This window comes from Shewanella xiamenensis (assembly GCF_014647135.1).
Taxonomy (GTDB): domain Bacteria; phylum Pseudomonadota; class Gammaproteobacteria; order Enterobacterales; family Shewanellaceae; genus Shewanella; species Shewanella xiamenensis.
In genome coordinates, this window is sequence record NZ_BMOP01000022.1 from 13,405 (window position 1) to 39,558 (window position 26,154).

Here is a 26,154-nt window from a genome sequence, read left to right on the forward strand (position 1 = left end):
GGTTTCCCCACGTTAAGGAAAGAGATTTTTCTGTGGCATCGGATACGGCAGCAGAACAGATTAAGCAACTTCAGGCCGAAATTGCACAGCTTAAACGTGAAAACGCTCAATTAACGGCGTTGAATCGTCGTGCCGAAGAGAAACTATTCGCCGCCCTTGATGGCAATGGTTTGTGCTTATGGGAACAGCATATTCCAAGTGGGAATTTAACCATTTTCAATATGCGCTGGGGCGAAATGCTCGGTTTTAGCCCCGATGAGTTAGCAGCCCATGTTGATATCTGGAAAAGCAAATTACACCCAGAAGATAAAGACTGGGTAATCCAAGCCTTTGAAGATCATGTGAATGGCAAGGCCGATTATTACCAGGCCGTGCACCGAATGCTGCATAAAGATGGCAGCGTTACTTGGGTGTCGGATCGGGGCCGCATTGTTGAACGTTTACCTGATGGTACACCGCTGCGGATGATGGGCAGCCATATCGATATCACCCAAGAAAAGCGTTATGAACTCGATTTAGCGCTACTCGCCCATAGCGACCCACTTACCAACCTGATGAATCGCCAAGCTATAGCCAAGGCCTTCGATGAGTGCTTGCAGCCCGGCATGAGTGGTGCGTTATTTTTTATCGATCTTGATGGTTTTAAAGCCTTAAATGACCGTTACGGCCATAAATTTGGCGACAATCTGTTAGTGCACGTTGCAGATTCTTTGGTCGCTCATTCGGGTGAGCAAGCGAAGATCGCACGGTTAGGTGGTGATGAGTTTGTGATCATACTGCCATCCACCGAAATTGAATCATTAAGCATGCTTGCACAATCCTTGCTTGATGTTTATCGACAGGTTTTTTTACTTGAAGGTCATGAAGTGGCGATTGGACTGAGCATCGGCATTGATATTTTTAGTGATGGTGATAGTTTTGCTGAAAGTTGCGAACGTGCAGACGCAGCCATGTATCGCATTAAACATCAAGGGAAAAACGGCTACAGCTTCTCTCGTTAAGAGCATTATCGAGCGCTAATGGGCAGCATCGCGCCTTGCTTGCGCGTCTGTATAAAGTGATATTTCACTGCTCACAACTCCATACCTCAACAGCGGCATCTTGCTTATTTGGAGGGCCAAGCCAATGACTCATGGCTTGGCATTGCACTTTACCAGTGGCGTTGGCGAAACACAGCTCAAAATCTCCCGCTTCGGGGGTGCGACCTAAGCGTAATTTGGGCAGCTCGGGCAGCTTAGGCTGATAATGCCAACTTCCATTGTTAAACACCGCATCATCAGGGATTTCCATACCCGCACCTGTGCCTTTCACTCTGGCTTCAACTAACACTAAGCCTTGTGGTGTGAGCTGATAGTCTTCTTCCCAGCGAATTTTTTCGATGCTGTGGTTCCACGCGAGGGTGAACTGCTCTGTGGGCACTTGTGCCCACAGTGTGCCAGCTAGGCCTAAACATAGATCTAGCATGCTATTGCCTTACCTTTGCATAAAATTCCAAAACATTACCCCTGCTCGGCAAGACGTTTCAGTTTGCGGGCTCTGAGGCTGTGCTGCACGATAAACAGTAGCGCCAGTCCAAAGCCAATTTCATCACTGAGCGGGGTGGCAAGGATCAAACTGGCTCCAGCGAGGAAGCCGATAACCCGTTCCCACCAATAGAGTTTTTGCAGCAGGTAGCCGGTAAAGACCACTCCCCAAATCCCAATCGCGACAGTGACTTTGATCAGCACATAAATAGTGGCTAACCAGCTATCGCTTTGCAGCATTAGTGCGGGGTCATAAACCGCCATAAAGGGGATCACAAAGCCCGCGATAGCAATACGAATCGCCCACAGACTGATCTTAAGCCCCGACTCCTTTGCAATCGGCGCGGCCGCAAAACAGGCTAAGGCAACGGGTGGTGTTAAGTCAGCCATAATCCCAAAGTAAAACACAAACATATGGGAGACGATCAGCGGCACGCCTAAATCCAGTAACGCCGGTGCGGCAATTGAGCTGGTAATAATATAGTTAGGGATGGTGGGTATTCCCATGCCTAATACCAGACAAGTGAGCATAGTTAATACTAAGGATAAGAACAGGTTATCCTGCCCGACAGCGAGAATATAGCTGGCAAAAGTGGAGGCTATTCCCGTGAGCGAGACAATACCGATGATCACTCCCACTAAGGCGCACGCAATCCCAACTGGTACGGCATGGCGGGCACCTTCGACCAATGCATGTAAGCAAATAGTCAGAGTATCTTTACCGCCCTTGATAAACCAACAGATGGCCACGAGTATGGCAATGACTCCAAATACCACGCCAATCCCCATCTGGAAGAAGCCCGCGCACAGTACGCCAAGGGCAATCCAAAAGGCAAAACGCAGGGCATTAGAAGGCAGGCGCAGCACAATGGCTGAGCCTAAGATCACTATCGAGGTCAGCGCTAAACCGACCATGCCCGAGAACAGCGGTGTTCTGCCAGAAAACAGCAAATAAACCAAAATAAACAATGGAATAAGCAGATACCAACGCGCTTTAACCGCCGCCCAAGGATCGGGACATTGATCTTTAGGCAAGCCACAAAGATTGGCGCGTTTGGCTTCTAAATGCACCATCCAAAAAACGGAGCAAAAATACAGTAACGCTGGCAGTAAGGCCGCTTTGGCTATTTCAATAAACGGCACGTTAATGGTTTCGGCCATGATAAAGGCAACTGCGCCCATAATCGGCGGCATGATTTGGCTACCCATACTGGAGGTGGCTTCAACACCACCGGCAAAGGCGGGACGGTAACCAAAGCGTTTCATCAGTGGAATGGTAAATTGTCCAGTGGTCACCACGTTGGCGACGCCCGATCCTGTGATTGTCCCCATCATCGCCGAGGAAACCACGGCGACTTTGGCCGGGCCACCCAGTTTATGGCCGAATAAGCCCATCGCAAAATCGGTAAACAAACGGATCATGCCTGCTTGTTCTAAAAAGGCACCAAACAAAATAAACAGGAAGATATAAGTGGCCGACACATAAGTTGGAGTGCCATAAAACCCCTCGGTGCCAAAGGATAACTGGTTGATTATTTGATCAACGCCATAGCCGCGGTGCATTAAGTCGCCGGGGAGGTATTGGCCGAATAAGCCATAGGCTAAGAAAATACAGCAAATGATTGGTAATGCCCAACCCATCACCCGCCGCGCGGCCTCAAACACTAATACAATCAAAATAATACCCATGACCATATCGGCATCGGTTAATTCACCCGAACGTTGGATCAGATCGGCCTCAAAAATCCATTGATAGGCGGCCGTTGCCATGCCCGCAAGGCCAAGCAGCCAAGCTAAGGGTTGCCAAGGGCGAGACTTGCCCACGGCGGGATAACTTAAAAAAACCACTAAAAGTAAAAAACCAACGTGGGTTGCCCGCAGCACTTGAGTCGATACGGGGTGAAATGCGGCGGTAATGATTTGAAAAATCGAGAAAATAAGTGCCGTATAAAACAGCGCTTTGGGCCAGTCACTGGTGCTTGCACCTAGGCCTTGTTCGGAATCGCTCATATTTATGCCTCACAGCATTAGACAACAGAGGGCGACGCAGCACTTGGGGAATCGCCCAAGTGCTGAGTTGGAAAAGGGTCGCTCAGATTGAGGTTACACCCTTAGAGTGCGCCAACTTCTTTGAAATAACGCTCCGCACCTGGGTGCAGCGGCGCTGGTAGGTTTTTGGTCGCTTTGTCTAATTGAATCGCTTTTGCCGCTGAGTGCGCATTACCGAGACGATCTAAATGTTCAAACATCAGTTTGGTCATCTGATAGGCTAAATCGTCTGACACTCCCGCGTGAGTGACAAATAGGTTTTGAATCGCAACCGTTGAGACATCAGCAGTTTGACCTTCGTAGGTCGATGCGGGGATGACTCCATGCTGATAGGCAGGATTATTAATTTTGAGGATCACATCTTCGGGGACTTCAACAAAGTTGATTGGCATCGTCGCAGCTAAATCACGGATCGCCGCCATCCCTAAGCCCGAGGACTGTAAGGTTGCATCTAACTGACGGTTTTTAATCAGCTCAACGGATTCGGCGTAAGGTAAAAACTCAACCTTGCCCATATCCTCATAGCTTAAACCAGCCGCTTTGAAGATGGCGCGAGCATTGAGTTCAGTACCCGACTTAGGTGCACCGACAGAAATACGTTTACCTTTTAAATCAGCTAAAGTTTTAATGCCAGATTCTTTACTCGCCACTATTTGAATATAGTTAGGGTAAGCGGCTGCGAGTACACGCACTTTATCTAACGGTTTTTTAAAGCCTGCATCGGCATCGCCTTGATAGGCCGCAGCCACTGAATCACCTAAGGCTAAGGCCAGCTCACCACGACCGGCTTGCAGCAAGTTGAGGTTTTCAACCGAGGCTTTTGTGGCTTGTACTGAGGTCTTTGCGCCTTCAATACCTGTACCATAAAGTTGCGACAGTGCCACACCAATCGGGTAATACACACCACTGGTACCACCGGTCAGAATATTGATAAAGGCAGGTGCGGCCGCCATCGTGGCTGCACTGAGTGAGAGGGTTAAAGCGGCGCCCACGGCGATAAAACGTTTGTTGATTTTCATGCTTAAATATCCTTATTTTTATTGTGTTATATAGGTTAAGAACAATAGATATCATTGATTATTTATTTTAGTATCAGACCTTATATACCCAAAACTGTTCAAAATACAAGCTTTAACACGCCTTTCGATACAAGCTAGATGGTGATTTTTTACGGCTAATGTGCCGAGTTAATCGGGGTAACCATGAGTCGATAATGCGTAGATTACATCTGCATCTAGGAATATATCGGTAAATGTGTTGCGTTCAGAATGTGTGGATTTGGGTGAAGAAAACCATAGCAAAAGACTCAAGCATTGTAGATATTGCTTTAGTCTAGGTGAGGTCCTAAATAAAGGCGTTATAGCTTATTAATATTTAAAAAAATCAGTATTTTAGCGTTTTTGTGTTTGCGGAATAAATTATCGTTAAGTTGGTGAGAATAAAAAACGGGCTAATAAAAAGGGCTAACCGTAGTTAACCCTTAATCAAGATATTGGAAGCGCACCCTAAGGTGTCACAATATTACTTAACGTTATCGAGGAGGCCTTTAGTCGCGTTTTTGGCGTGCTTTGCAGCGCGTTTTTCCTTGATCGACATTAACGGCTTTTTCTTGGCCTCTTTGCGATTTTTTTGCTCTTTACTCATAGTTAACTCCATGTACTTTCAGTGGTTGTTCATCAGGCTAATCATGTAAGCCATTTGCATAAAACCCGTTCCATGATGTCCTGATTAAAGCGAAACGTTTAAACTCGAATTACACCATTTTTAAATCACAACTATTTAAAACGATTGGTAATTTATTTGAATTTGTTTGCCTCTCTGAGCTGTACTCGCAAAATAATCTTATCACCGAAATCCTAAGGAAGATCCACTCGCTGCTTAGAATAATTCACGCTAATGCTAGTGCTAATCTGTATATAAAATATGCGGTTCAGAACACGGTATTTACACATTTCATTACCTTACCTGCGAGTCGATTTTCCCAGTATACCGCCGAGTAATCCGCGTAAAATTTGTTTTCCGAGTTGATTACCAACGGTTCTCGCCGCTTGTTTCGACAAGGTTTCGGCTAATCCTTGGCGGCGTTTATTACCAAAGATAAGCTCGCTAAACCAGCCTTGCTCAGCTGCTTTGGTCGTTGACGTACTGGTTGTTTGCGCAGTACTGCTGCCATTCGTCTGTTCGGTATGACGTTGATTCAGTCGCTCATAGGCGGATTCGCGATTGACTAAAGTATCGTATTTACCACCAATCGGACTCTGATGACGGATAGCGGTTAACTCCTCGGTCGTGGCTGGCCCCATCCGGCAGCGTGGTGGTGCTATCAAGGTGCGCTCAACCATAGTCGGCACACCTTTCTCGGCAAGGGTTGACACTAAGGCTTCGCCCACGGCGAGTTGTGAAATTACCTCGCTGACCACCAATTTAGGATTCGATACAAAGGTTTCGGCTGCGGTTTTAACGGCTTTTTGATCCCTTGGGGTATACGCCCTGAGGGCATGCTGAATGCGATTGCCGAGCTGACCGAGAATTTCATTGGGAATGTCGTCGGGAAATTGCGAACAGAAATATACCCCGACGCCCTTGGAGCGGATAAGCCGCATAATTTGCTCTATGCGTTTAAGCAAACTTGCTGGGCAGCCCTCAAATAATAGGTGTGCCTCATCAATAAAGAAGACTAATTTAGGTTTATCGAGATCGCCGACTTCGGGTAAATTTTCAAAGAGTTCTGATAGCAGCCAGAGTAAGAAGCTGGAATAGAGGTTAGGGGTCAAGATGAGTTTATTGGCGGCTAAAAGGTTGATAATGCCGCGCCCTTGCAAGTTAGTGCGCATCAAGTCTTCGAGTTGAAGTGCAGGTTCACCGAAAAAGTCGTTACCCCCATCGCGCGCTAAACCAAGCACTGAGCGTTGAATCGCAGCAAGGGACTGGGCGCTGATAAGCCCATATTTGGCGGAGATGTCTTTGCGCTCATCGGCCACTAAGTTGAGCATGGCGCGCAAATCGTCGAGGTCGAGTAACAATAAACCTTGGTCGTCAGCCAGTTGAAACACTATGTCTAAAATACTGCTTTGGGTGTCATTGAGCTCGAGAATGCGCCCGAGTAAGGTGGGCCCCATTTCACTCACTGTGGTGCGCAGTGGATGTCCTTGAATCCCTGCTAAGTCCCAGAACACAACAGGATTTGCCTCGGTTTGATAATCCACTATCCCGATTTCAGCGGCCCTTTTTAGTAGCTTATCGTTTGGAGTACCTGCAACCCCGAGTCCTGAAATATCGCCTTTGATATCGGTGATAAATACTGGCACCCCTTGGCGCGAGAAACCTTCGGCTAGGGTCATCAGCGAAACGGTTTTGCCTGTGCCTGTGGCGCCAGCGATAAGTCCGTGGCGGTTGGCATATTTAAGATTTAAGTGAACCTGTTGCTCACCTTTACCTAAGAGTAGAGTATTCAAGCGCAGTCCTTGTCTTCATTAATGCCGTAATGAATCGATTGAGCATCGATCGTGGCTGGATAAAAAATCATCATCCAGTGTTTGCCTTTAGCCAATTTCTGTCAATGCTGATGAATGCATAATCGATACAGCTCAAGTAAAGCTTGGTAATGTTAGTTTGGCTAAGTGTAGTTATTTTGTAGCATTTGTTGCGGAGTCGAAGATGAAAACCCCATTGATTATGTTAGTCTTGTCCACATTATTATTGACCTCTGGCTGTGCTGAGTTGGCCTGTTCCGCCCGGACGGATGTCGACCCCTATGAGCCAATGCTAGATAAACAACGCTGCGTGGCGGAGGCGGATAAGCAGTTAACTGCCCATGAAAAGGCCAAAAAGGCTGAAGAGGAACAACAGCTTAAAGAAGCTGTGGATCGAGCGATTAAACAACGTCAATAAAAAGGATTGGTATGAAGGGAGCGGGAGGAACACAGGGCGGTATTGGCCAGTTTTTTATCGGGCTTGCTATGATGTGTGCGGGATTTTATCTATTATTCAATGCGATACAGGTAAGTTCCAGCTTTGGGCTAGGTTACGGCCTCTATCGCATGAATGCCTTTGGACAGGGATTTTCGATCACCACAGGTATGGTGATGCTGCCGTTTATCATCGGGATAGTGATGGTATTTTTTGATGGCAAGACCAAGCTCGGTTGGCTGCTCACCTTAGGCTCGTTAGTTGCCTTGATTACTGGCGTTATCAGCTCGATTCAGTTTCACTTTAGGGCCATGTCGGCCTTCGATTTGATTGTGATTTTAGTGTTAGCCTTTGGTGGACTCGGGCTGTTTTTGCGCTCGTTAAAAGAGGCGCCCACTGAGCAGAATGATCCCAAATAACGGCTAAACTGAAATGTCTATTGCATACCCATAGCCGAGGAAATCCAATGCGTTGGCGTGACAGTGACCGCAGCTCCAATATCGAAGACAGACGGGACCAACAGATGGCCTCCGCGGGTGTGCCCAGTGCGCTCCTGCTTAGGTTATTGCCTTTTCTGCTGCAAACTAAAATCGGCCGAGTGATATTGCTACTAGGCGGGTTATATTTTGCGTTTCAATACTTTACTGGCGGATTATCCCTCGAGCCGAGTAATCAAGCGGGATTTAGTCAGTCACAATCGGCCAGCAATACCACGGCTCAAGATGAAAATGCCCAGTTTGTGGCGGCGATTCTCGGCACGACGGAAACCGTTTGGAATCAATTGCTACAAGGGCGATATGTCGAACCTAAGCTAGTGCTTTATCGCAATATGACCTCAACCGGATGCGGTATGGGGCAGGCGCAATCTGGGCCTTTCTATTGCCCCGCTGACAGCAAAGTCTATATCGATTTGAGTTTTCTCGAGGAGTTGAAAAAACTCGGGGCGCCGGGGGATTTCGCCTTTGCCTATGTAATTGCCCACGAGGTCGGTCACCATGTGCAGAACCTACTCGGCACCAGCACTAAAGTGCGTCAGGCGCAGCAAGCCGCTAGCAAGGCGCAGGCCAATCAACTGAGTGTTGCCCTCGAATTGCAAGCCGACTGTTATGCTGGCGTGTGGGGGCATTATGTCGATAGACAGCTCAATTTGCTTGAGCCTGGCGATGTAGAAGAAGGCATTGCCGCCGCCAGTGCAGTGGGGGATGATCGCTTGCAAAAAATGGCGGGTCGCGCGGTGCAACCCGAAGCCTTTACCCATGGTAGTTCGGCTGACAGAGTGAAATGGTTTAATATCGGCTTTGCCTCCGGCAAGCTCGCTAGCTGCAATACTTTTAATAGCAAATAGCGAGCAGGTAATCGCGCCAACGTAGGATGGGTAGATGGCATTTGAAGATAGGTTTCGGCTCAGTAGTCATGCAGTGATCACCAATGAGTTAGGGCAAGTGCTGCTGCTTAAGGCGAACTATGGCAATTTTGCTTGGGGTTTACCCGGCGGCGCCTTAGAGCTTGGAGAGACCATTCACGAGGCCTTGCTGCGCGAATGCCAAGAGGAATTGGGGCTTGGGGTTAACATCCATTACCTAAGCGGCGTTTATTATCACAGCGCCTATCAATCCCAAGCCTTTATCTTTCGCTGCGAGCTAGTACAACCCTCGCCTGATACGGCAATTTGTTTAAGCCACGAACATTCAGAATTTGCCTTCCATGATATCGACACGCTTAGCGCGGTTCAGCAGCAAAGAGTTAGAGATTGTCTTAATTTCAACGGTGTTGTCGTGAGTGCGAAGTTTTAAGGCTTGGCCAGTAAGTATCTACAACAATAAAAAGAGACAGCAATGAAACTCGGTCGTAACGATCCTTGCCATTGTGGCAGTGGTAAAAAGTTTAAACGTTGTTGTATGAACAGCGTTTTCCAGCAACATGCCCAAGTGTTCGATGATGTTGAGGCCATGTTGGCAATGAACCCAAATTTGAGCCTTGATGAACTTAACGCAGCTTTACAATACAAAGTGCAAGACCGCAATAATCAACCTCATCCCGATTTTTGTGGCGTAACACCAACACAAATGGCCAATTGGCTTTATGCGCCGTTTGAGCAATTACAGTGGGTGACAATCAGCACACCAGACGATCTTTCAACCAGTCCGGTGATGCGTTATCTAGCGCTAATTCTTGATGAGGCCATGGCGCAAGAAGGCTCCTTCAAAGCCACAAGTAAAGGCAGCTTACCGACTAAGTTGGTTAAACAGGCCAGTGAGTTATTACCTGAGTTTGCCGTTGCTCAGTTTCCAATAAATATTAGCATCAGCGAGTTTGCGGGCAGTAACGAAGATAAATTTAATGCCTTGCACTACACCCGAGTGTTAGCCGACATTTGCGGTATTATTTACCTTCGTAGTGGCCGTTATCACGTTAAAAAGTCAGCGCAAAAGCAGTATCAAGCTCTAGGCATACAGGCATTTTTTAAACCTATGTTAGAGGCCGCCATCAGCCAATATAACTGGGGATATTTGGACGGTTTTGAATACGATATCGACTTGCGACCCTTTTGGCTGTTTATGCTGTGGCGCCTACAAGGTCATCACAGTGTAGAAAAGCTGGTGAAAGAGGTGATGACAGCTTTCCCCGATTTACTTCAGTCCTTGCCTACGGATGATTACTTCTCGCCAGAAAGAAGTTTAAGCATGCTCATCGAATCAAGATTTATTGAGCGATTTTTACAGTTTTGGGGATTTTTGATCATTGAGCCAAGGCGTTACAAAGGCGCTGAACCGATCGGCAGAGTTGTTAAGGTACAGCCTTTGTTAAAACAAACTTTTCAATTCACCATTAACGCATAGCAAGGCCATCGTGAGCGAATATCAATACTATAAATTCGAGCGTCTGGATGGTTACTTAGATGCTAAGGCGCGCCAAGCACTCAGAACCATTTCAAGCCGTGCGGACATCACTGCTACGTCCTTTCAGGTGTATTACACCTACAGTGACTTAAAGGCGGAACCTTCTACGCTGATGTTAAAATACTTCGATATCGGGTTTTACTATGCCGATTGGGGCTCAATCGATGTATACATCAAGTTACCTGCCGGAACGATCCCTGAAGCGTTGCTTGCCTTTTCAAGCGATGGGCTTCATGTACATCAAAGCGATGAGTGGCAACTGCTGATTTTTTCCATCGAAGAGTATGGCGAGTATTTTGACGATGAACAGGCTGACGACTTTTTCCAGCATTTAGCTGGGTTACGTAGCGAGTTAATCCACGGGAATTGGTGTCTTGTGTACTTTATGTGGCTCAAAGCGTTTGATTGTAATGAAGAACCTGAAGAAATACCGTTAATTCAATACGATTTTGAGCATCTCAGTGAAGAGGTGCAGACGTTTGCGGCGCTGTATGATATTCCGTTAGCATGGGTTAAGGCACTTGCGATGGTGCTGAACGAACAACCAAGTCACCAAGCCAAACAAGCCCAATTTCAGTTTGATGCGTGGCTGCATAATCTCACGGATGCGGAGAAAGACACGCTATTACGCACGCTGTTTGAGCAAGGCCAGCTAACCCGTCACCAAGCCTTAGCACTGACGCGAAAAGAATCGGCCAACACCGACGAAATCTATCAATACTGGTTAACCCCCGACTTGATTTCCCCTTTCATAGAGCAAGCGCAAAGCCAATTACAGCAAGAGCAAGCTGAGGCGCTCGCAAAAAAATTAGCCATCGAAAAAGCGGAAAAAGAGAAGATGTTGACGGATATCTACAATCAGCGTGAGCACAGCTGGCAGCAAGCACAAGAGCAAGCGAATCGCACCTGCGCCAGTGGCTATGATGAGGCAGCACGCTATTTGCATCAGCTGTTTGAGGCCTATCAGTTTAAAGCGGATAACGTGGCGTTTGAGCAACGTTTTAAGCGCTTTGTTGTGACTAATAATGGTCGTAAAGCGCTGTTAAACCGGTTAAGTGATTTGCTTTAAATAATGGGGTTACAGACAGGCCAAGCGTTGTTAGCAAAAAATATCGTTCAGTTTTGATTGGCTGAAAGCTTGTATGCTCCTTAGGTCTACAGATTGTTACTCATAAAGTCACTTTGTGTCGACCTCGGGATGCTAAGCAAGGCTCTTTACCATCTCTGTGGTAAATACTGGGTGAAATACAAAGGCATTACAATATTGGTTTGTTCTAACGCCGATGAGCCTTGTGTGCCAGTTAACTTAAAGGTTTTACTTGGAGCACATTTTTCAACGTAGGATGCCAACGATTTAGCTCTGGTACGTTTGCCACTTTTGACTTCAACAGGGATGATATCGCCTTCATCGGTTGCCAAAATAAACTCGATTTCGGCGCGAGCGTCATTCCATGAATAGCTTGGGTCAACGCCAATAGCAGTGAGCTCTTGTTGTACAAAGTTTTCAGCCACATAGCCTTTGTATTCGTAATTTTGTTGCTTAATCTCTTTATAACTGCTGCCCAGCATATGATTGAGCAGCCCCACATCAAATAGAAACAATTTAACCATATTTTCTTTTTTATAGGCCGCCAGCGGCGATTTCGGCAGCCCTTCAATAGGGTAGTTTGGCAAGGCTAAGCGGCAGCAGTGAAGCCAATGGATCGCGGTCTCAAAATCGCTATAACGAGATTTGCGCTCATGCACATGTTTAAATTTAAAGCGTTTAACGGACTCATCACTTACAAGTGATAGCTGCGCTGGAATACTGTTAAACACAGATTCAATCAGTGTGGCATCGACCTTGCCCGCGTACTTGCCAAAATCGCGGCGATAACCTTCAACTAAATCGGCATGAATTTTTGTGACTTTTTCAACCCGCTCTAAAATGCTCGCATCTTTCAACCTATACCAAGCGGAAACGGCTTCTGGCATACCACCGGTAAAAAAGTAATCTGTAAGTTTATCCATCAATTTAGTGTGCACCGCCGGTGTGCTTGCTTGGGCTTCAAACGCTTTGATCAGTGCTTGCTCGTTGGATGCGTAAATAAACTCTTGGAAGGTCAGAGGTCGTAAATTGTATTGTTCTACCTTACCTACAGGGAAGGTGTTGAGCAAACCAATATTCGAGCCGCTTGCTGCGACAAAATAGGACGGTGCTTTTTCAGCAAAATACTTTAGTGAGGTAACGGCACGCTCACATTCGCCAATTTCATCTAATATCAGCAGATCGGTTTCTGGGTTGAACGCCTGATTGGTCAACAGCTCAATGTTCATTATTAGCTTGTCTGGTGACAGTGAGCCATCGAATGCTTGTTTGTAGGCGGGATTTTCAAGAAAGTCGATACGCAGGATGTTGGCAAAGGTGTTACCAAACAACTCTTGCAGCAGATAGGTTTTACCCGTTTGTCTTGCGCCATCGATCAATAATGGCTTGCGCACAGGTTGATTTTTCCATGCGATTAAGGCGTTGAGTAGGTTGCGCTGCATTGTCATTTCCCGTCAATTAAGATTGTTAACGGCCTATACTATAACTCATTCTACACTTTTACGCGCATAAAAGTGCGGAATTTTACACTTTTATGCGCATAAAAGTGATAATTCGATCTGTTTCATGCATGTTACTCTTTATTTAATTTAAAATTAACGAGTTACCGATTGTTCAATTTATAAAATCAAAGTCAAAGTCAAAGTCAAAGTCAAAGTCAAAGTCGTGGGGTTTCATCCCCTGATTTTTAATCAAGAGTCGACCAAGGAGGACTGCTCGTCCTATCCTCCTTTGATTATGAAGTTTGCTATTGGTCACTTAAAGCATCAAAGAGTTGAGGATGTCCTGTTTCAACCTCACCTTATTCGGTCCTTGTGTAGCAAAATTTAACAATGGGTGTCTCAATAAACTATTCGTAAATATCTATTACGTGCTTTGGCTCAAACCATACTTCCATACCAGATCTTATTTCTTCCGTGCAGTAAGGGTCATTATCAAGTTGACCTCTATAAATGTTATTGATGCGGTCTTTAACGATCACCCACATGCGCTCTACATTTAGCTCTTCCACGCCAGCGTCATCCTCCGTAATTATCTGGAAGATGAGTTTAACCAGTTGTCCTGTTTTAAGATTGCTCCTTGCCTCAAAAGAGGGAATCCAGAAAGTGTCTGAATGCTGATGGTGAATGGCCTCACCATCATTGAGTTCCCATCCATCAATTTCTATGCGGGCAAATTTATCTTCCATAGTGCCTCAGTAATCTAACGTTTAAAGCAAACGCGTGGTGCGAGTTTGTTAGGGTCTTATGCCAGTTTATATATGACACAGTCCCCTAAACGGTTTTAGTTTTATAGCCGAAAGCTAGCTTGCCATATATGGGAATACTCACACAATTGCTCAATTATCCATGCTGCAATTCCGAGGGATGGTGTATTCCTTTAATTGTTGAGTTGTTTTGGGTGACTTAAAACATTGAAGAGTTGTGGATATCTTGTTTCACCTTGTGCCTACGATTGTTAGATGGGCCATTCTACCCACCAACCGAACTTATAACTTTGTGTACGAAACCCAAAACAAACAACGCTAGAACCATTAACACCAACACCACGGGAACTCCAACGATAATACGCAGCCCACTTGGCATGCGCTTAAAGAATGACGCATCCAATACGAATTCGCCTGTAAACTCCAGTATCACCCAAGCCGGAATACCTAAAAAGAATAAAGCGACCCAACCTAAAAATGATCGGGGAATTGTGGGGTAAAAATGCATCACTAGCAGGATGGAAATAAATCCAGTTATTCCAACGAAACTCAGTATACCCTTGACATTCATATTAGCTCTCATGCCTCACACATTGGTTTGGTGTCTCGTTAAACTCTCTCACGCAACGAACGCAAATGCCCTGCGGCAACTCCGAGGGGATGGCATATTCCTTTGATTGTTGAGTTGTCTGTTGGTCACTTAAAGTATTAAAGAGTTGAGGATGTCCTGTTTCAACCTCACCTTATTTGGTCCTTGTGTAGCAAAATTTAACAATGGGTGTCTCAATAAACTACCTGCGAAAGCTAGCTCGCCATCCATGGCGAGACTCACGCAATTTGTCTAATCGCCCTGCGGCAACTCCGAGGGGATGGTGTATTCCTTTGATTTTTGAGTTGTCTGTTGGTCACTTAAAGCATCAAATAGTTGTGGATTTTCTGTTTCACCCGCAAAATTTAACAGTGGGTGTCTCGTTAAACTCCGGAGGGGCGCAGCCCAAACCCTGTTTGATTTCTTTAATAAAAGCAAAGTCAAAGTCGTGGGGTTTCACCCCACACCCGACCAAGGAGGACTGCTCGTCCTATCCTCCTTGGATGCTCCAAGACGCCCCTAACGGAGTTGAAAGCCCCTTGGACTCATTGCCAAATTTGCTATCGCTTCCGAAGGATGCGTCCCTGCACCTGCGAAAGCTAGCTCGCCATCCATGGCGAGACTCACGCAATTTGTCTAATCGCCCTGCGGCAACTCCGAGGGGATGGTGTATTCCTTTGATTTTTGAGTTGTCTGTTGGTCACTTAAAGCATCAAATAGTTGTGGATGTTCTGTTTCACCCGCAAAATTTAACAGAGGGTGTCTTGATAAGCTTTTTTATGATGGGCGTGTCGATAAACTTTTAATAAAAAGTCGTTAAACTTTCCGACAAGTGTTATTAATATATCCACATTAATTGCTGGGACAAGCTAATGAATAATATTTATTTTTTAGGTTTTATACCTAAACCATATGTGTGGGTTGTAGTCGATGCCGATGAGCATTGGTATGATTTCAACGATAAAAATAATAAATCTCTTTTAATAAGAGATGTGGTTTTTGCTGCTGAAGGGAAAGATCTTTCTATAAAAGTAACAAGACCAGGCATGGTTTGGATATCAAGCAACACAAAGAGATTAACAATAAGCCAAGATGATGACTATTTCAAAGCTGTTGAGTTGCGTAAAACGTTAATTAAGATAGCTAACGTTTATAACTATCTACTAGCTTTGACATCTAAGGAATATATTTCAGGCTTTTCCACTTCTATTATCCCAATAGAAATCACACTACATGAAACCATGTGCATGAAATTTTTCGGTGAAATCGGTCAAAACCTTAATGAACCAACAACATTTATCCCGACATATCCTAATTTAACTTCAGTTATGAATCTTGAATTCAAAGAGTTAGGAAGTCGAGATGGTCAGATTTCGGTTGATGCATACAAAAAGGCTTTTGATGTTTTAGAACGTTTAGACGAGAAGGGAATTGAATGCTTAAACACTCTATCAAAATCTGAAAGCGAATATATAAATAGTGATTACAGTACCTCATTAATTCTCTCTTGGTTTATCATTGAACATATAATACTTGATATTTTCTTAAATGAAGCTAGTGGTGAAATGACTACAAAGGGGCATTCCCCTAAACTCGATGACATGCTTGTAAAAATAAAAACCACTGAAAACTATAATAAGTATGAATCAGTTGTCCCATTGATAGAAAAAGCCCGAGAAGCACGAAATGGCTTTGCCCATCGAAATGAGCAAGTGGATAAGTTTTCCGCAGAAAACTCCTTGAATGCAGCATTCGCTTTAGCTTCCTACAAATTAAAGATCGATTTGAAACATAGTATTTGTGTACCCCAATTTCTTTCTTATGCCAATTAGGGTTTATCAAAGTTTATGAGTTTAACGAAACATCCATTGTTAAATTTTGCCTAAGCTATTGGTTTGTGCCCAACTTGCTCAAAGATATATACCTGCTGAGATGATTCGCTCAATTTACACGTCACACTTAGATGCCGTTTCAGACTGAAAAAATACGATTTAGCTCGCGTAATTAAGCACTGGCATGTAAGTGACCGTTGACGGCATGGATGCCGTCGTCGAGCCCTCAGGGATGAGTTAACGGCGTGTCACTGGAATGACAGTGCTTAATCGCTGATACAGAATTAACGAGCCATCAATTATTTAGTTTTCTTTATCTTGCAAAGGCTTCGTGAGCCAAGCCATTCGTATCTGTGTAAGCTCGATTCGGCAAATCTTGCAGAGAAAGTGCAAACCAAGGTGTGGCAACTTGTCATTCTCCTTATGCCTCTTGTCTTGTGGATCAGGCGCGCAGGTGGGATTTCTTCTGTTATAATGCCCCCTCGATTTTTTGGAGGCGAGAATGGACGTATCTTCTTTACTAGACGGCCTGAATGATAAGCAGCGCGAGGCTGTCGCGGCACCGCAATCTAGCATGTTAGTGCTTGCGGGGGCGGGCAGTGGTAAAACGCGGGTGTTAACCCACCGTATCGCGTGGTTAATGCAGGTTGAACAGCAGAGTCCTTACTCGATTTTAGCCGTGACGTTTACCAATAAAGCTGCGGCCGAGATGCGCGAGCGGGTTGAAAAAGTCGCTGGCACCAATATGGGGCGGATGTGGATTGGCACCTTCCACGGGCTGGCGCATCGTTTATTACGCACTCACTTCCAAGATGCAGGATTACCGCAGAGCTTCCAAATTCTTGATTCAGACGATCAGCTGCGTTTGCTGAAACGCATCCTGAAAAGTTTGAATCTGGATGAAAAACAATATCCTCCCCGTCAGGCACAGGGCTATATCAATGGTAAAAAAGACCAAGGATTAAGACCAAAGCATATCGATGCGGGTGGCTTCCCGATTGAACAGAATCTACTGAAAATTTATCAGGTTTATCAAGAGTCTTGTGATCGCGCAGGTCTTGTCGACTTTGCCGAAATCCTGCTGCGTGCCCACGAGCTTTGGCTCAATAAGCCGCATTTGCTGGCACATTATCAAGAACGTTTTAAGCATATTCTGGTGGATGAGTTCCAAGATACCAACGCCATTCAATATGCCTGGATCCGCGTGCTGGCCGGCCAAACCGCCAATGTGATGATAGTGGGTGATGACGACCAATCGATTTACGGTTGGCGTGGTGCTCAGGTTGAAAACCTGCACCGCTTCCTGAAGGATTTCCCCACGGCGACCACGATTCGCCTCGAACAAAATTATCGCTCCAAGGGTAATATTTTGAAGGCGTCGAACGCCCTTATTGCCAATAACCCCGAGCGTTTAGGTAAAGAGCTGTGGACCGACGAAGCCGATGGTGAGCCGATTTCCCTCTACTGCGCCTTTAACGAAATGGACGAGGCGCGCTTTATTGTCGGCCGGATCAATGATTGGTACGAAAAAGGCGGCAATTTAAGTGACTGCGCGATTCTCTATCGCTCAAACGCTCAGTCGCGCGTGCTCGAAGAAGCCTTATTGCACAAAGGTTTAGCTTATCGTATTTACGGTGGCCTACGCTTCTTCGAACGCCAAGAGATTAAAGACGCTATGGGTTATATGCGGCTAATCAGCAATAAAAATGACGATGCCGCCTTCGAGCGCGTGGTTAATACGCCGCCCCGTGGGATTGGCGATCGCACCTTAGATATTCTGCGTTCGACCGCGCGTCAGCAGGAACTCACCCTGTGGCAGGCTTGTTTACGTTTGCTGGATGAAAAAGTGCTTGCGGGTCGTGCTGCCTCTGCGGTACGTGGTTTTATGGATCTTATCGTCACCCTACAGGAAGAAACCCAGGATATGGCGCTGTACCGGATGACGGACACAGTGATCCAAGCCTCTGGCCTCAAAGCCATGTACGAAGCGGAAAAGGGCGAAAAGGCCCACGCTCGTATCGAAAACTTAGAGGAACTCGTTACCGCCGCGCGCACCTTCGAAATGCCAGAGGAGCTTGAGGATATGGGCGAGCTTAACGCCTTCCTATCCCACGCTGCCTTAGAGGCGGGCGAAGGTCAGGCCGATGCCTTTACCGATGCCGTACAGTTAATGACACTGCACTCGGCCAAGGGGCTGGAGTTTACTATGGTGTTTATGGCGGGTGTCGAGGAGGGGATCTTCCCGAGTAAGATGGCGCTCGAAGAGGGTGACAGACTCGATGAGGAACGCCGACTCTGTTACGTGGGCATGACCCGCGCGATGGAAAAACTCTATATCACCTATGCCGAGTCCCGCCGTATTTATGGCCGTGAAGATTACGCCCGTCCATCGCGTTTTATTAAGGAAATCCCGCCGCAATATGTGGACGAAATTCGCTTAAAGGCGCAGGTGTCGACGCCGATGGCCAATAATCGCTTCAGTGCGCAAAAGTCGGCGGTCGCCAACGATACTGGCTTTAGCGTCGGCCAAAGAGTGCATCATCCAAAGTTTGGTGATGGCAAAGTGACTAACTTTGAAGGCAGTGGCGCACAGGCGCGGGTACAGGTGAATTTTAGTGATTTTGGCAGTAAGTGGCTGGTGGTGGCTTACGCGCGCTTAGAGGCGCGTTGATTGGTATGAATGTCATGATTTTGTGACAGTTTCAGCCTGCGCAAATTCGCTTAAAAGGGGGCTAGGGTATATGATGTTTACCCTAGCAACCGAGATAAAAAATTAGGTTTGGGAGTAGTTAGTTAATGAATCTAAAGCAGAAGTGGGACGTGTATTCCCGCCTGACTCGACTCGACCGTCCTATCGGCACCTTGTTATTACTCTGGCCGTGTTTGATGGCGCTGGTGCTAGCAGCAGGTGGTATGCCCGATCTTAAGGTACTCATTATCTTCATTATTGGTGTGGTGATTATGCGTGCCTGTGGCTGCATTATTAACGACTATGCCGATCGCGATCTCGACTCCCATGTTGAACGTACCAAATCCCGCCCTCTCGCCAGCGGCGAAATCAGCACCAAAGAAGCGTTATTACTGTTTGTGATCTTAGGTTTAGCCGCTTTTGGTTTAGTCTTACTGCTCAATGGCTTAGTGGTTAAATTATCCGTTGTAGGCATTATCCTCACCATTATTTACCCCTTTACTAAGCGGGTAACAAACATGCCGCAGATGTTTTTGGGTGTGGTATGGAGCTGGTCTATCCCCATGGCCTATGCGGCGCAAACCGGTGAAGTGCCCATCGAAGCTTGGTGGTTATTTGCGGCGAATTGGTTTTGGACCGTGGCCTACGACACTATGTATGCCATGGTCGATAGGGATGATGATTTAAAAGTCGGTATCAAATCGACCGCCATTCTTTTTGGCAAATACGACCGTCAAATCATTGGATTATTTCAACTGGCTGCACTGCTGTGTTTTATTGCAGCCGGTTGGAGTGCCGACCGTGGCCTGCTCTATGGTCTAGGATTGCTGACCTTTGTTGGTTTTAGCACTTACCAACAGATGTTGATTTTTGGCCGCGAGAGAGCCCCTTGTTTTAAAGCCTTTCTCAACAATAACTGGGCAGGGTTAGCCTTATTTATTGGTCTGGGAGCCGATTACCTGTTTTAAGTTTTCCTCTCCGTTGGTATGAGTGCTATCAGGCGTGTCGCCTGATAGCCGTTCAAAACTTAGTTCAAGCCGCGACTCACTGACTCGAAGTGGTATCCTGCGTCGCATCAATCTGCGGATACTGACTGGCTGAACTTTGGATGTCAGAGCATTGGTAAGCATTTCCCATCATAGTCACAGAGCCTAAAAACTTAAGCGGTTGATAGAGATAAACAGTATCGGCGCCGAGCGCATGGCTTTTGATGCGCATCTCGTTGAGTGTACCCCACACCATATCCCTATCACTGTGCAGCCAATAATCATAGAAATGCCCCTGCGAACCAATCACTGTGCCTTTATAAGTACAGTTTTCAATAGCTGCGGAGTTTTCCCATAATATTTTGACATGTGCCGATTCCTCAGTAGGAAAGGTAACACACGCTGTTACATTAAGGCCGAGTAATAACATTAATATTGTGCGAAAATTCATTTATTTATGACTCATATTCAGACTATTAATAGAAATCGGCTAGCTGAAAGAATATTATTAGCTGATTAATACTTATTGTTGATGACTTAAGTTATTTACGTCCTAATACTTTTATCCCAGCTTTACTACGATCTGAGTTTCCATATACTTCAATTTTTTTAACACAGCGGCGGGCGCCTAATGATTTCCATTCCGAGTGTTCATCTTTGTCGATATCGGTATCAAATTTGATGGTGCGGGTTTTATCATCCCCATAGGTGACGACAACGCGATCGATACTCACATCTCTTTCTGCTTTGATTTTGATATATTTTGCCTGTCGGCAAATGATCAAAGGTATGGTGGCTGGATGATCGCCAATGCCGAGTAATATGGTGCGGCCAAGGGTGATTTCATCGTCATTATCATCTTTTTTTGCATAGGCAACGGATGTGGTAAACATCAAGAGTAAGCAGATAATTATTCGATTAATATTGAACGTCGAAAATAGACTAGATTTTATTAACATATGGCCTCCAAAAAATGGGGGCGAATCATAAAGTATTTAATGTAACCTAAATAGTTTTTTTATCGCTTAGTGCGGCTGATATCACGGGTTTTATTTGAATAAGGTCAATATGTGTTTTGCATTATGATACAAATGTAATTTAAATTATGCCGATATTATTTTTACTTTTAATTAGACTTAAATATCCCTTAACGCATGACATTTTATGATCTAAGCCAATTTACCGATTTTTCAATATTTGGCAAATACTACAAGTTGCGTGCAGTTTTCTGGTAGATTGTGATAAATGCCACTCAGTTTGGTGTTAATCGTTGTTTAAGCTGGCGGTCTCGGAGTGAGTAACTGCTGCGGAGTGAGTGACAGCAGGATTAAGTTCAAAGGAGGTGAAGTATGCCGTGTCGACTTACACGATTATTTGGGATTGAATTTCCGATTATTCAAGCGCCTATGGCTGGAGTGCAAGGCAGTACGCTTGCTATCGCCGTGTCTGAGGCGGGTGGTTTAGGTTCATTACCTTGCGCCATGTTATCCCTCGAGGCGCTTGAAGCTGAGTTAACCGAAATTCGAGCCAACACGACTAAACCTATCAATGTGAACTTCTTTTGCCATAGCGAGCCTCTGCCACAGGCGGCCAAGCAAGCGACTTGGCTCGAACAGTTAGCCCCCTATTTTGCGGAATTTAATCTCGACTCAAGTGTGCAGCCTGCTGGCGCCCAGCGTACACCCTACAGCAAGTCACAGGCCGAGGTGTTAGCCAAATTTAAGCCCGAGGTGGTGAGTTTTCACTTTGGTTTGCCCGATGAAGAATTGCTGCTGGAAATTAAAGCTTGGGGATCAAAAGTTATCTCTACGGCGACAACCGTCGAGGAAGCACTCTGGCTTGAGGCCCACGGCGCCGATGCGATTATTGCCCAAGGCCTTGAGGCGGGTGGGCACCGAGGGCACTTTTTATCCGAGGATTTAACCGAGCAGCTCGGCACTTTTAGCCTACTGCCGCAAATTATTGCGGCGGTGGATATTCCGGTGATTGCCGCAGGTGGCATAGTGGATGCGAAAACCGTGCGCGCTGCCATGACGATGGGCGCTTCGGCCGTGCAAGTGGGGACTGCTTATTTACTCTGCCCTGAGTGCAATACCAGTGCAATCCATCGTGAGGCGCTGCAAAGCGATGCCGCGCAGCATACGGCGCTGACTAATTTATTTTCTGGTCGACCCGCTCGCGGCATAGTAAACCGCTTTATGGCTGAAATGGGGCCGATGAATGAGGCAGTACCGGATTTCCCCTTGGCATCCTCAGCGGTTGCAGGCTTAAGGACGGCGGCGGAGCGACAAGGATTTGGCGATTTTAGTCCGCTGTGGTGCGGGCAAAATGCCAGTGGTTGCCGAACGATTCCCGCAGCCGAACTGACACGGCAATTGGCTTTAGGCTTTGGGTTTAATATCCAATAAATAGTTACAGGCGCAAAGCCTGCATCTACTGTTAATTCCAAGGCTCAAGGCCGCGCCATAAGGATTTTCAGCCATTTGGCCTTCGAGACATTTGAATACCTTTGGGGATGCAAGCACCACTGATACACTACTCACGCTTTTGTTAAATGTCGTTGCCCATGGAAAGCACTGCGCAATAAACTGGCTAACAAAATGGGGAACACCCAAAGGCTGGTTGTTGCTTGGCACTCTGCCGAGTTTTCCACCTTGTTGTTGGATTCTATTGTGGGAGTATGTGGATGGCACAGATTATCAGTAATGCTGCGGTGGGTCGTACCCTATTGATTTTATTGCTGTGTGCTGGTGTTTTCTTTTTTATCGATTTTTTAGTTCCCGCCTTGGCCGCCCTGATCGTCTGCTTCTCCAGTTGGCCGCTGTATCAAAAATTATTGGTTAAATGCGGTGGTCGCTCGGCGCTGTCTGCCACTATCGCGTTAGTTTTGATTATTGTCGGGCTAATTACACCGCTGATATTTGTTTTTTCCTATGCTTTACAAGAGATTAGGATATGGGCTGAATGGTTGGTGTATGCTAACCAGCATGGCGCGCCCGTTCCCCTTTGGATTAAGGATTTACCTTGGGTTGGTGCGTGGTTTACCCAACAATGGCAACAGTTTATTGGGGAACCCCATGAACTGGGCAAGATAGTCAGTGCAATTAGCGGACAAAATTTGACAGGCATTTCCCGTTGGGTGCTGCAATTGGGCTGGAATACTTTAGGCTTGCTGCTGACCTTGTTGTTTATGCTGATCACCTTATTTTTCTTATATAAAGATGGCGCGTCGGTGGCGAAGCAGATTGATATTGTCGGTGAGCGTATTCTACCCGCCCGCTGGTATCACTTTTCCCGCGTGGTGCCCGCGACGGTAAGTTCAACCGTTATCGGCATGACGCTTATCGCCATCGGTGAGGGCATAGTGCTGGGGATTGCCTACTGGATTGCGGGTGTGCCTTCGGCTGTGGCCTTTGGGGTGTTGACCGCGTTTATGGCCTTAGTGCCAGGCGGCGCGCCAACCATGTTTACCCTGATCTCACTATACTTAGTCGGCACTGGCGATATGACTGCTGGGGTCGGCTTATTCCTCTGGGGCAGTATCGAGCTGTTTATCGTCGATAAAACCCTGCGCCCTAATCTGGTTGGTGGGCCTATTAAGCTGCCTTTCTTACCGACTTTTTTCGGCTTGATTGGTGGGGTGAAAACCATGGGCTTTGTGGGTCTGTTTGTCGGCCCCGTGTTGATGGCGCTGTTAGTCGCTATCTGGCGCGAATGGTTAAGGGATGACCCTGATAGTTCGGTTGTAACTGAATCCCTTGAATCACCGCAGGAATACGGCCATTCAAATTAAGGACGAGTGAGTGCTTGTTTGCGCTCCTCGGTATAAAACCACCAAGGTTGAGGATCGTCGCCCGCCATAAAGCGGGTAATCGAAATAAACACATCGAGCATACAGGGATCGTGTCTTTGCCCCGTTTTGTCACACAGGGTTTGATACATTTCATAGGGATTTCTCCCAAGCAATTGCACTGGCGTTTCTATGCCGAGCAGACGTAGATCCGCCGCGCAGGCCTTACCAATATTCGGTAAATCCGTTAATTGTTTTACTTGGGTTCTGACAACCTTTGCTGGATTCATTCTTTATCCCTAACCAACTGAAATATTCCATCTTTAAGTATAGATTGTTACGGTTTTCTGCTCGTTATCCGGCATGATCTTGAGAGCTGAAGGTGAGCTTATATATAAAATCTAGGCTAGTTTGCCGCCTTTCTCTTCCTTGGTAAAGGCGGCAAAAGTTTAGAGCTTACTGATGTCGACGTTCAAGCTGTCTAAGTGTTTTAGAATTTCAGGATTCACATTGGTGTCGACACGCCCACCTAAATGCTCAGCAAAAAACTGTTCGGTGGCGACAATCGAGGCTAGCTTGTTGGCACGTTTACTAAAGCCATGTCCTTCGTCTTTTGCCAGTACGTACTTAACGGGTAAAGACTTTTGATACATCTTCTTGGCGATATTATCCGACTCAATTTGCGTGACGCGTGGATCGTTCGCCCCTTGGATCAGCATCAATGGCGCCTTGATATTATCGACATAGTTAATTGGTGAGCGATTTTCCATATCTTGCTTCTGCTCGGCAATTTGCGGGTCGCCAACCGACTCAAACCATTGACCTAAATAGGGACGCCAGTAGTCGGGGAAGGAATTCATCAGTGTCACTAGGCTCGATGGCCCTACATAGGCGATCACAGCATGGTACAAGTCAGGTGTAAAAGTCGCGCCAGACAGTGCCGCATAACCACCGTAGGAGGCGCCGAAGATCCCTAAACGCTGTTTATCGGCAATACCCTGTTCGACTAAGTAATTGGCACCATCGGTGAGATCGTGCTGCATGCTGCCAATCCCCCAGTTACGGTTGCCTAAGTTTAAGAACTTCTTACCGAAACCCGTCGAGGCACGGAAGTTAGGTTGTAATACGGCATAACCACGGTTGGCATAGAACTGGGCAATCGCGTGGAAGTAGCCCGAGTCGAGCGTCCAAAAATCCCGTGCCCAAGGTCCGCCATGGGGCAGGATAATGGTCGGTAGCTGAGTCTGTTTGCCTTTCGGTAGCGTTAAATAAGCTTGGATTTTCACGCCATCCCGCGCGGTATACAAAATCGATTGGCGTGGCGAGAGTTGATCAGCTGGAATGCTGGCCGGAATATCCACTAACAGGTGGATATCCCCCGTGGTGGCATTGTATTGATAGTCAGCGCCTGCGGCTCGGTCGCTGGCGACATGAATTTGCCACAGATGGGTTTTCTCGTTCATCTCGCCAATCGTGATTTCAACATCTTGATTAAAATGACGATTAATCACATCCCAATGACGAGCAAACTCGGCATTTAAGGGATAAACCCGTAAGCGTCCACCATAGTAACCAACCGCTAAGGGCTCACCCGCGTCGCTAAACTGTACCCCAAAGACGTCGGCCTCGTTATCGGGATCCTTGTGAATGGTTTCATATTTACCCGTCATCAGATCGACTTTCAGCAATTCCTGCTTATCGCGATCGCCGATATTGGCGCTGATATAGGCGAGTTTTTTGGCATCATTCACTTTAAGAATATCGATGCTCTCACCCTTGGCACTTTGAATGATCTTGCGCCACTTACCGTCGATCAGCACATACAAGGCATTGGTGTTATCGAGATTACTGCTGCTGGCAATCACAGGTTGACCCTGCTTGTTAAACTTCACCTGAGTAAAGCTATGCTCGTTCTTCAGGATAGGGGTTAACTTGCCGTCGTTGATATTGAGCAGATAAATATCCATGCGGCTCGAATCGTCGTGGTTGGCTTGAACAACCAACAAATCGGGATTGTCTTTTACCTGCTCGAGCACGCTATATTGCACATCGTCCTTATGGGTTAAGCGCTGCTCTTTGGCGGTGATCTTGCCGGCTTTTTCCTCAAAACTCAGCTTATAAATTTGCGTATTTTCGTTACCGCCTTTGTCCTTCATAAAGAATAAGTCATTACCCTTGGCGGACCATTCGAAGGCGCGGATGGGTTCTACCGATTTGGTCAGTGGTGTGGCACTGGCAAGGTCGGCCTTATCGGCCATCAGGAAGATATTGCTGGCTCCTTGGTACTCCTTCACAAAGGCAAGCCACTTGCCATCGTCGGACATTTTTAGATGGCGAATGCTTTGCTCATTGAAGAAGTTTTCGATAGGAATGAGCGGCGCCTCGGTTTGCTGTGTCGCGGCAACTTGAGGTTGCTCGTTGCGAACATCCGCCGTAGTGCAACCCGTCAGCAGCAGTGCGGCGGCAATGGCAGCACTGCATAACTGACTCGTAAAAGGAAATTTTTGCATTGTCGTAACCTTAGTTTAGGAAAATTGACATTATGCTAATACGAAAATTAATTATCGTAAAACAATAAAATTATATTTCTTTGT

Annotated in this window: 24 protein-coding genes; 12 read left to right on the forward strand and 12 right to left on the reverse strand. The window is 46.4% G+C overall.

Going from position 1 to position 26,154, the window contains the following annotated elements:
- Positions 1-32: 32 nt before the first annotated feature.
- The gene (locus IEY09_RS15915; RefSeq protein ID WP_037427374.1) at positions 33-1,001 is read left to right on the forward strand and encodes a sensor domain-containing diguanylate cyclase; all 969 of its coding nucleotides are present in this window, start codon (positions 33-35) and stop codon (positions 999-1,001) included.
- 64 nt (positions 1,002-1,065) lie between these two features.
- On the opposite strand, the gene IEY09_RS15920 is transcribed toward IEY09_RS15915, so the two are convergent.
- From IEY09_RS15920 to IEY09_RS15935, 5 genes are all read right to left on the reverse strand, one after another.
- The gene (locus tag IEY09_RS15920) at positions 1,066-1,464 is read right to left on the reverse strand and encodes a DUF1850 domain-containing protein (RefSeq protein ID WP_188871824.1); all 399 of its coding nucleotides are present in this window, start codon (positions 1,462-1,464) and stop codon (positions 1,066-1,068) included.
- A 35-nt stretch (positions 1,465-1,499) separates the two neighbouring features.
- Positions 1,500-3,533: a TRAP transporter permease gene (locus IEY09_RS15925; protein ID WP_188871826.1), complete on the reverse strand. Its 2,034-nt coding sequence runs from the start codon at positions 3,531-3,533 to the stop codon at positions 1,500-1,502.
- Between the two features lie 101 nt (positions 3,534-3,634).
- A complete protein-coding gene (locus tag IEY09_RS15930; RefSeq protein ID WP_172589274.1) occupies positions 3,635-4,591 on the reverse strand; it encodes a TAXI family TRAP transporter solute-binding subunit in 957 nt (318 codons plus the stop codon).
- Between the two features lie 502 nt (positions 4,592-5,093).
- Entirely contained in the window at positions 5,094-5,216 is a 123-nt protein-coding gene (locus IEY09_RS20320) for a hypothetical protein (RefSeq protein WP_037413559.1), read from the reverse strand.
- Positions 5,217-5,533: 317 nt separating this feature from the next.
- The gene (locus IEY09_RS15935; RefSeq protein WP_188871828.1) at positions 5,534-7,027 is read right to left on the reverse strand and encodes a helicase HerA-like domain-containing protein; all 1,494 of its coding nucleotides are present in this window, start codon (positions 7,025-7,027) and stop codon (positions 5,534-5,536) included.
- 202 nt (positions 7,028-7,229) lie between these two features.
- On the opposite strand from IEY09_RS15935, the gene IEY09_RS15940 reads away from it, so the two are divergent.
- The 6 genes from IEY09_RS15940 to IEY09_RS15965 are packed head-to-tail and all read left to right on the forward strand — an operon-like array spanning position 7,230 to position 11,450.
- Positions 7,230-7,463 (forward strand): hypothetical protein, encoded by a 234-nt coding sequence (locus IEY09_RS15940; protein ID WP_188871830.1) that lies wholly within the window; start codon positions 7,230-7,232, stop codon positions 7,461-7,463.
- An 11-nt stretch (positions 7,464-7,474) separates the two neighbouring features.
- Positions 7,475-7,900, forward strand: a complete 426-nt coding sequence (locus IEY09_RS15945; protein WP_188871832.1) for a hypothetical protein — start codon at positions 7,475-7,477, stop codon at positions 7,898-7,900.
- 47 nt (positions 7,901-7,947) lie between these two features.
- On the forward strand, positions 7,948-8,826 hold the full coding sequence (gene ypfJ, locus IEY09_RS15950) for a KPN_02809 family neutral zinc metallopeptidase (protein WP_188871834.1): 879 nt from the start codon (positions 7,948-7,950) through the stop codon (positions 8,824-8,826).
- Positions 8,827-8,860: 34 nt separating this feature from the next.
- Positions 8,861-9,274 (forward strand): NUDIX hydrolase, encoded by a 414-nt coding sequence (locus IEY09_RS15955; protein WP_188871836.1) that lies wholly within the window; start codon positions 8,861-8,863, stop codon positions 9,272-9,274.
- 42 nt (positions 9,275-9,316) lie between these two features.
- On the forward strand, positions 9,317-10,321 hold the full coding sequence (locus tag IEY09_RS15960; RefSeq protein WP_037427358.1) for a YecA family protein: 1,005 nt from the start codon (positions 9,317-9,319) through the stop codon (positions 10,319-10,321).
- A gap of 10 nt (positions 10,322-10,331) precedes the next feature.
- Positions 10,332-11,450 carry a hypothetical protein gene (locus tag IEY09_RS15965; RefSeq protein WP_037413538.1) on the forward strand — a complete coding sequence of 373 codons (1,119 nt, stop codon included), beginning with the start codon at positions 10,332-10,334 and terminating at the stop codon, positions 11,448-11,450.
- A 146-nt stretch (positions 11,451-11,596) separates the two neighbouring features.
- On the opposite strand, the gene IEY09_RS15970 is transcribed toward IEY09_RS15965, so the two are convergent.
- The 3 genes from IEY09_RS15970 to IEY09_RS15980 form a co-directional block, all read right to left on the reverse strand.
- A complete protein-coding gene (locus IEY09_RS15970; protein WP_188871838.1) occupies positions 11,597-12,910 on the reverse strand; it encodes an ATP-binding protein in 1,314 nt (437 codons plus the stop codon).
- Positions 12,911-13,317: 407 nt separating this feature from the next.
- Positions 13,318-13,656 carry a DUF2314 domain-containing protein gene (locus IEY09_RS15975; RefSeq protein ID WP_188871839.1) on the reverse strand — a complete coding sequence of 113 codons (339 nt, stop codon included), beginning with the start codon at positions 13,654-13,656 and terminating at the stop codon, positions 13,318-13,320.
- 283 nt (positions 13,657-13,939) lie between these two features.
- Entirely contained in the window at positions 13,940-14,257 is a 318-nt protein-coding gene (locus tag IEY09_RS15980) for a hypothetical protein (protein WP_188871841.1), read from the reverse strand.
- A gap of 878 nt (positions 14,258-15,135) precedes the next feature.
- Between IEY09_RS15980 and IEY09_RS15985 the strand changes: the two genes are divergently transcribed.
- The 3 genes from IEY09_RS15985 to ubiA all read left to right on the forward strand — a co-directional run bounded on the left by IEY09_RS15985 (position 15,136) and on the right by ubiA (position 19,752).
- Positions 15,136-16,095 carry a hypothetical protein gene (locus tag IEY09_RS15985; RefSeq protein ID WP_188871843.1) on the forward strand — a complete coding sequence of 320 codons (960 nt, stop codon included), beginning with the start codon at positions 15,136-15,138 and terminating at the stop codon, positions 16,093-16,095.
- A gap of 502 nt (positions 16,096-16,597) precedes the next feature.
- Entirely contained in the window at positions 16,598-18,766 is a 2,169-nt protein-coding gene (uvrD, locus tag IEY09_RS15990) for a DNA helicase II (RefSeq protein WP_188871845.1), read from the forward strand.
- 125 nt (positions 18,767-18,891) lie between these two features.
- A complete protein-coding gene (gene ubiA, locus IEY09_RS15995; protein WP_047536808.1) occupies positions 18,892-19,752 on the forward strand; it encodes a 4-hydroxybenzoate octaprenyltransferase in 861 nt (286 codons plus the stop codon).
- 76 nt (positions 19,753-19,828) lie between these two features.
- On the opposite strand, the gene IEY09_RS16000 is transcribed toward ubiA, so the two are convergent.
- Positions 19,829-20,221 carry a DUF4156 domain-containing protein gene (locus IEY09_RS16000; protein ID WP_047536811.1) on the reverse strand — a complete coding sequence of 131 codons (393 nt, stop codon included), beginning with the start codon at positions 20,219-20,221 and terminating at the stop codon, positions 19,829-19,831.
- A 91-nt stretch (positions 20,222-20,312) separates the two neighbouring features.
- Positions 20,313-20,729, reverse strand: a complete 417-nt coding sequence (locus IEY09_RS16005) for a DUF2541 family protein (RefSeq protein WP_047536814.1) — start codon at positions 20,727-20,729, stop codon at positions 20,313-20,315.
- A gap of 390 nt (positions 20,730-21,119) precedes the next feature.
- Between IEY09_RS16005 and IEY09_RS16010 the strand changes: the two genes are divergently transcribed.
- On the forward strand, positions 21,120-22,178 hold the full coding sequence (locus IEY09_RS16010) for an NAD(P)H-dependent flavin oxidoreductase (protein ID WP_188871847.1): 1,059 nt from the start codon (positions 21,120-21,122) through the stop codon (positions 22,176-22,178).
- A 278-nt stretch (positions 22,179-22,456) separates the two neighbouring features.
- On the forward strand, positions 22,457-23,563 hold the full coding sequence (locus IEY09_RS16015) for an AI-2E family transporter (RefSeq protein ID WP_188871849.1): 1,107 nt from the start codon (positions 22,457-22,459) through the stop codon (positions 23,561-23,563).
- Here IEY09_RS16015 and IEY09_RS16020 read toward each other — a convergent pair.
- On the reverse strand, positions 23,560-23,850 hold the full coding sequence (locus IEY09_RS16020; RefSeq protein WP_188871851.1) for a helix-hairpin-helix domain-containing protein: 291 nt from the start codon (positions 23,848-23,850) through the stop codon (positions 23,560-23,562). The two genes, IEY09_RS16015 and IEY09_RS16020, sit on opposite strands and share 4 nt — an antisense overlap.
- Positions 23,851-24,009: 159 nt before the next feature.
- Positions 24,010-26,070 (reverse strand): prolyl oligopeptidase family serine peptidase, encoded by a 2,061-nt coding sequence (locus IEY09_RS16025; RefSeq protein ID WP_188871853.1) that lies wholly within the window; start codon positions 26,068-26,070, stop codon positions 24,010-24,012.
- Between the last annotated feature and the right edge of the window lie 84 nt (positions 26,071-26,154).

Excerpts from the sequence above, each read along its gene's own strand:
- IEY09_RS16005 (WP_047536814.1), bottom strand. The coding sequence starts at position 20,729 with ATGTTAATAAAATCTAGTCTATTTTCGACGTTCAATATTAATCGAATA.
- IEY09_RS15925 (WP_188871826.1), bottom strand. The coding sequence starts at position 3,533 with ATGAGCGATTCCGAACAAGGCCTAGGTGCAAGCACCAGTGACTGGCCC.
- IEY09_RS15945 (WP_188871832.1), top strand. The coding sequence starts at position 7,475 with ATGAAGGGAGCGGGAGGAACACAGGGCGGTATTGGCCAGTTTTTTATC.
- IEY09_RS15960 (WP_037427358.1), top strand. The coding sequence starts at position 9,317 with ATGAAACTCGGTCGTAACGATCCTTGCCATTGTGGCAGTGGTAAAAAG.
- uvrD (WP_188871845.1), top strand. The coding sequence starts at position 16,598 with ATGGACGTATCTTCTTTACTAGACGGCCTGAATGATAAGCAGCGCGAG.
- IEY09_RS15985 (WP_188871843.1), top strand. The coding sequence starts at position 15,136 with ATGAATAATATTTATTTTTTAGGTTTTATACCTAAACCATATGTGTGG.
- IEY09_RS16000 (WP_047536811.1), bottom strand. The coding sequence starts at position 20,221 with ATGAATTTTCGCACAATATTAATGTTATTACTCGGCCTTAATGTAACA.
- IEY09_RS15980 (WP_188871841.1), bottom strand. The coding sequence starts at position 14,257 with ATGAGAGCTAATATGAATGTCAAGGGTATACTGAGTTTCGTTGGAATA.
- IEY09_RS15970 (WP_188871838.1), bottom strand. The coding sequence starts at position 12,910 with ATGCAGCGCAACCTACTCAACGCCTTAATCGCATGGAAAAATCAACCT.
- ubiA (WP_047536808.1), top strand. The coding sequence starts at position 18,892 with ATGAATCTAAAGCAGAAGTGGGACGTGTATTCCCGCCTGACTCGACTC.
- IEY09_RS16020 (WP_188871851.1), bottom strand. The coding sequence starts at position 23,850 with ATGAATCCAGCAAAGGTTGTCAGAACCCAAGTAAAACAATTAACGGAT.
- ypfJ (WP_188871834.1), top strand. The coding sequence starts at position 7,948 with ATGCGTTGGCGTGACAGTGACCGCAGCTCCAATATCGAAGACAGACGG.
- IEY09_RS15920 (WP_188871824.1), bottom strand. The coding sequence starts at position 1,464 with ATGCTAGATCTATGTTTAGGCCTAGCTGGCACACTGTGGGCACAAGTG.
- IEY09_RS15930 (WP_172589274.1), bottom strand. The coding sequence starts at position 4,591 with ATGAAAATCAACAAACGTTTTATCGCCGTGGGCGCCGCTTTAACCCTC.
- IEY09_RS16015 (WP_188871849.1), top strand. The coding sequence starts at position 22,457 with ATGGCACAGATTATCAGTAATGCTGCGGTGGGTCGTACCCTATTGATT.
- IEY09_RS15955 (WP_188871836.1), top strand. The coding sequence starts at position 8,861 with ATGGCATTTGAAGATAGGTTTCGGCTCAGTAGTCATGCAGTGATCACC.
- IEY09_RS15940 (WP_188871830.1), top strand. The coding sequence starts at position 7,230 with ATGAAAACCCCATTGATTATGTTAGTCTTGTCCACATTATTATTGACC.
- IEY09_RS16025 (WP_188871853.1), bottom strand. The coding sequence starts at position 26,070 with ATGCAAAAATTTCCTTTTACGAGTCAGTTATGCAGTGCTGCCATTGCC.
- IEY09_RS16010 (WP_188871847.1), top strand. The coding sequence starts at position 21,120 with ATGCCGTGTCGACTTACACGATTATTTGGGATTGAATTTCCGATTATT.
- IEY09_RS15975 (WP_188871839.1), bottom strand. The coding sequence starts at position 13,656 with ATGGAAGATAAATTTGCCCGCATAGAAATTGATGGATGGGAACTCAAT.
- IEY09_RS20320 (WP_037413559.1), bottom strand. The coding sequence starts at position 5,216 with ATGAGTAAAGAGCAAAAAAATCGCAAAGAGGCCAAGAAAAAGCCGTTA.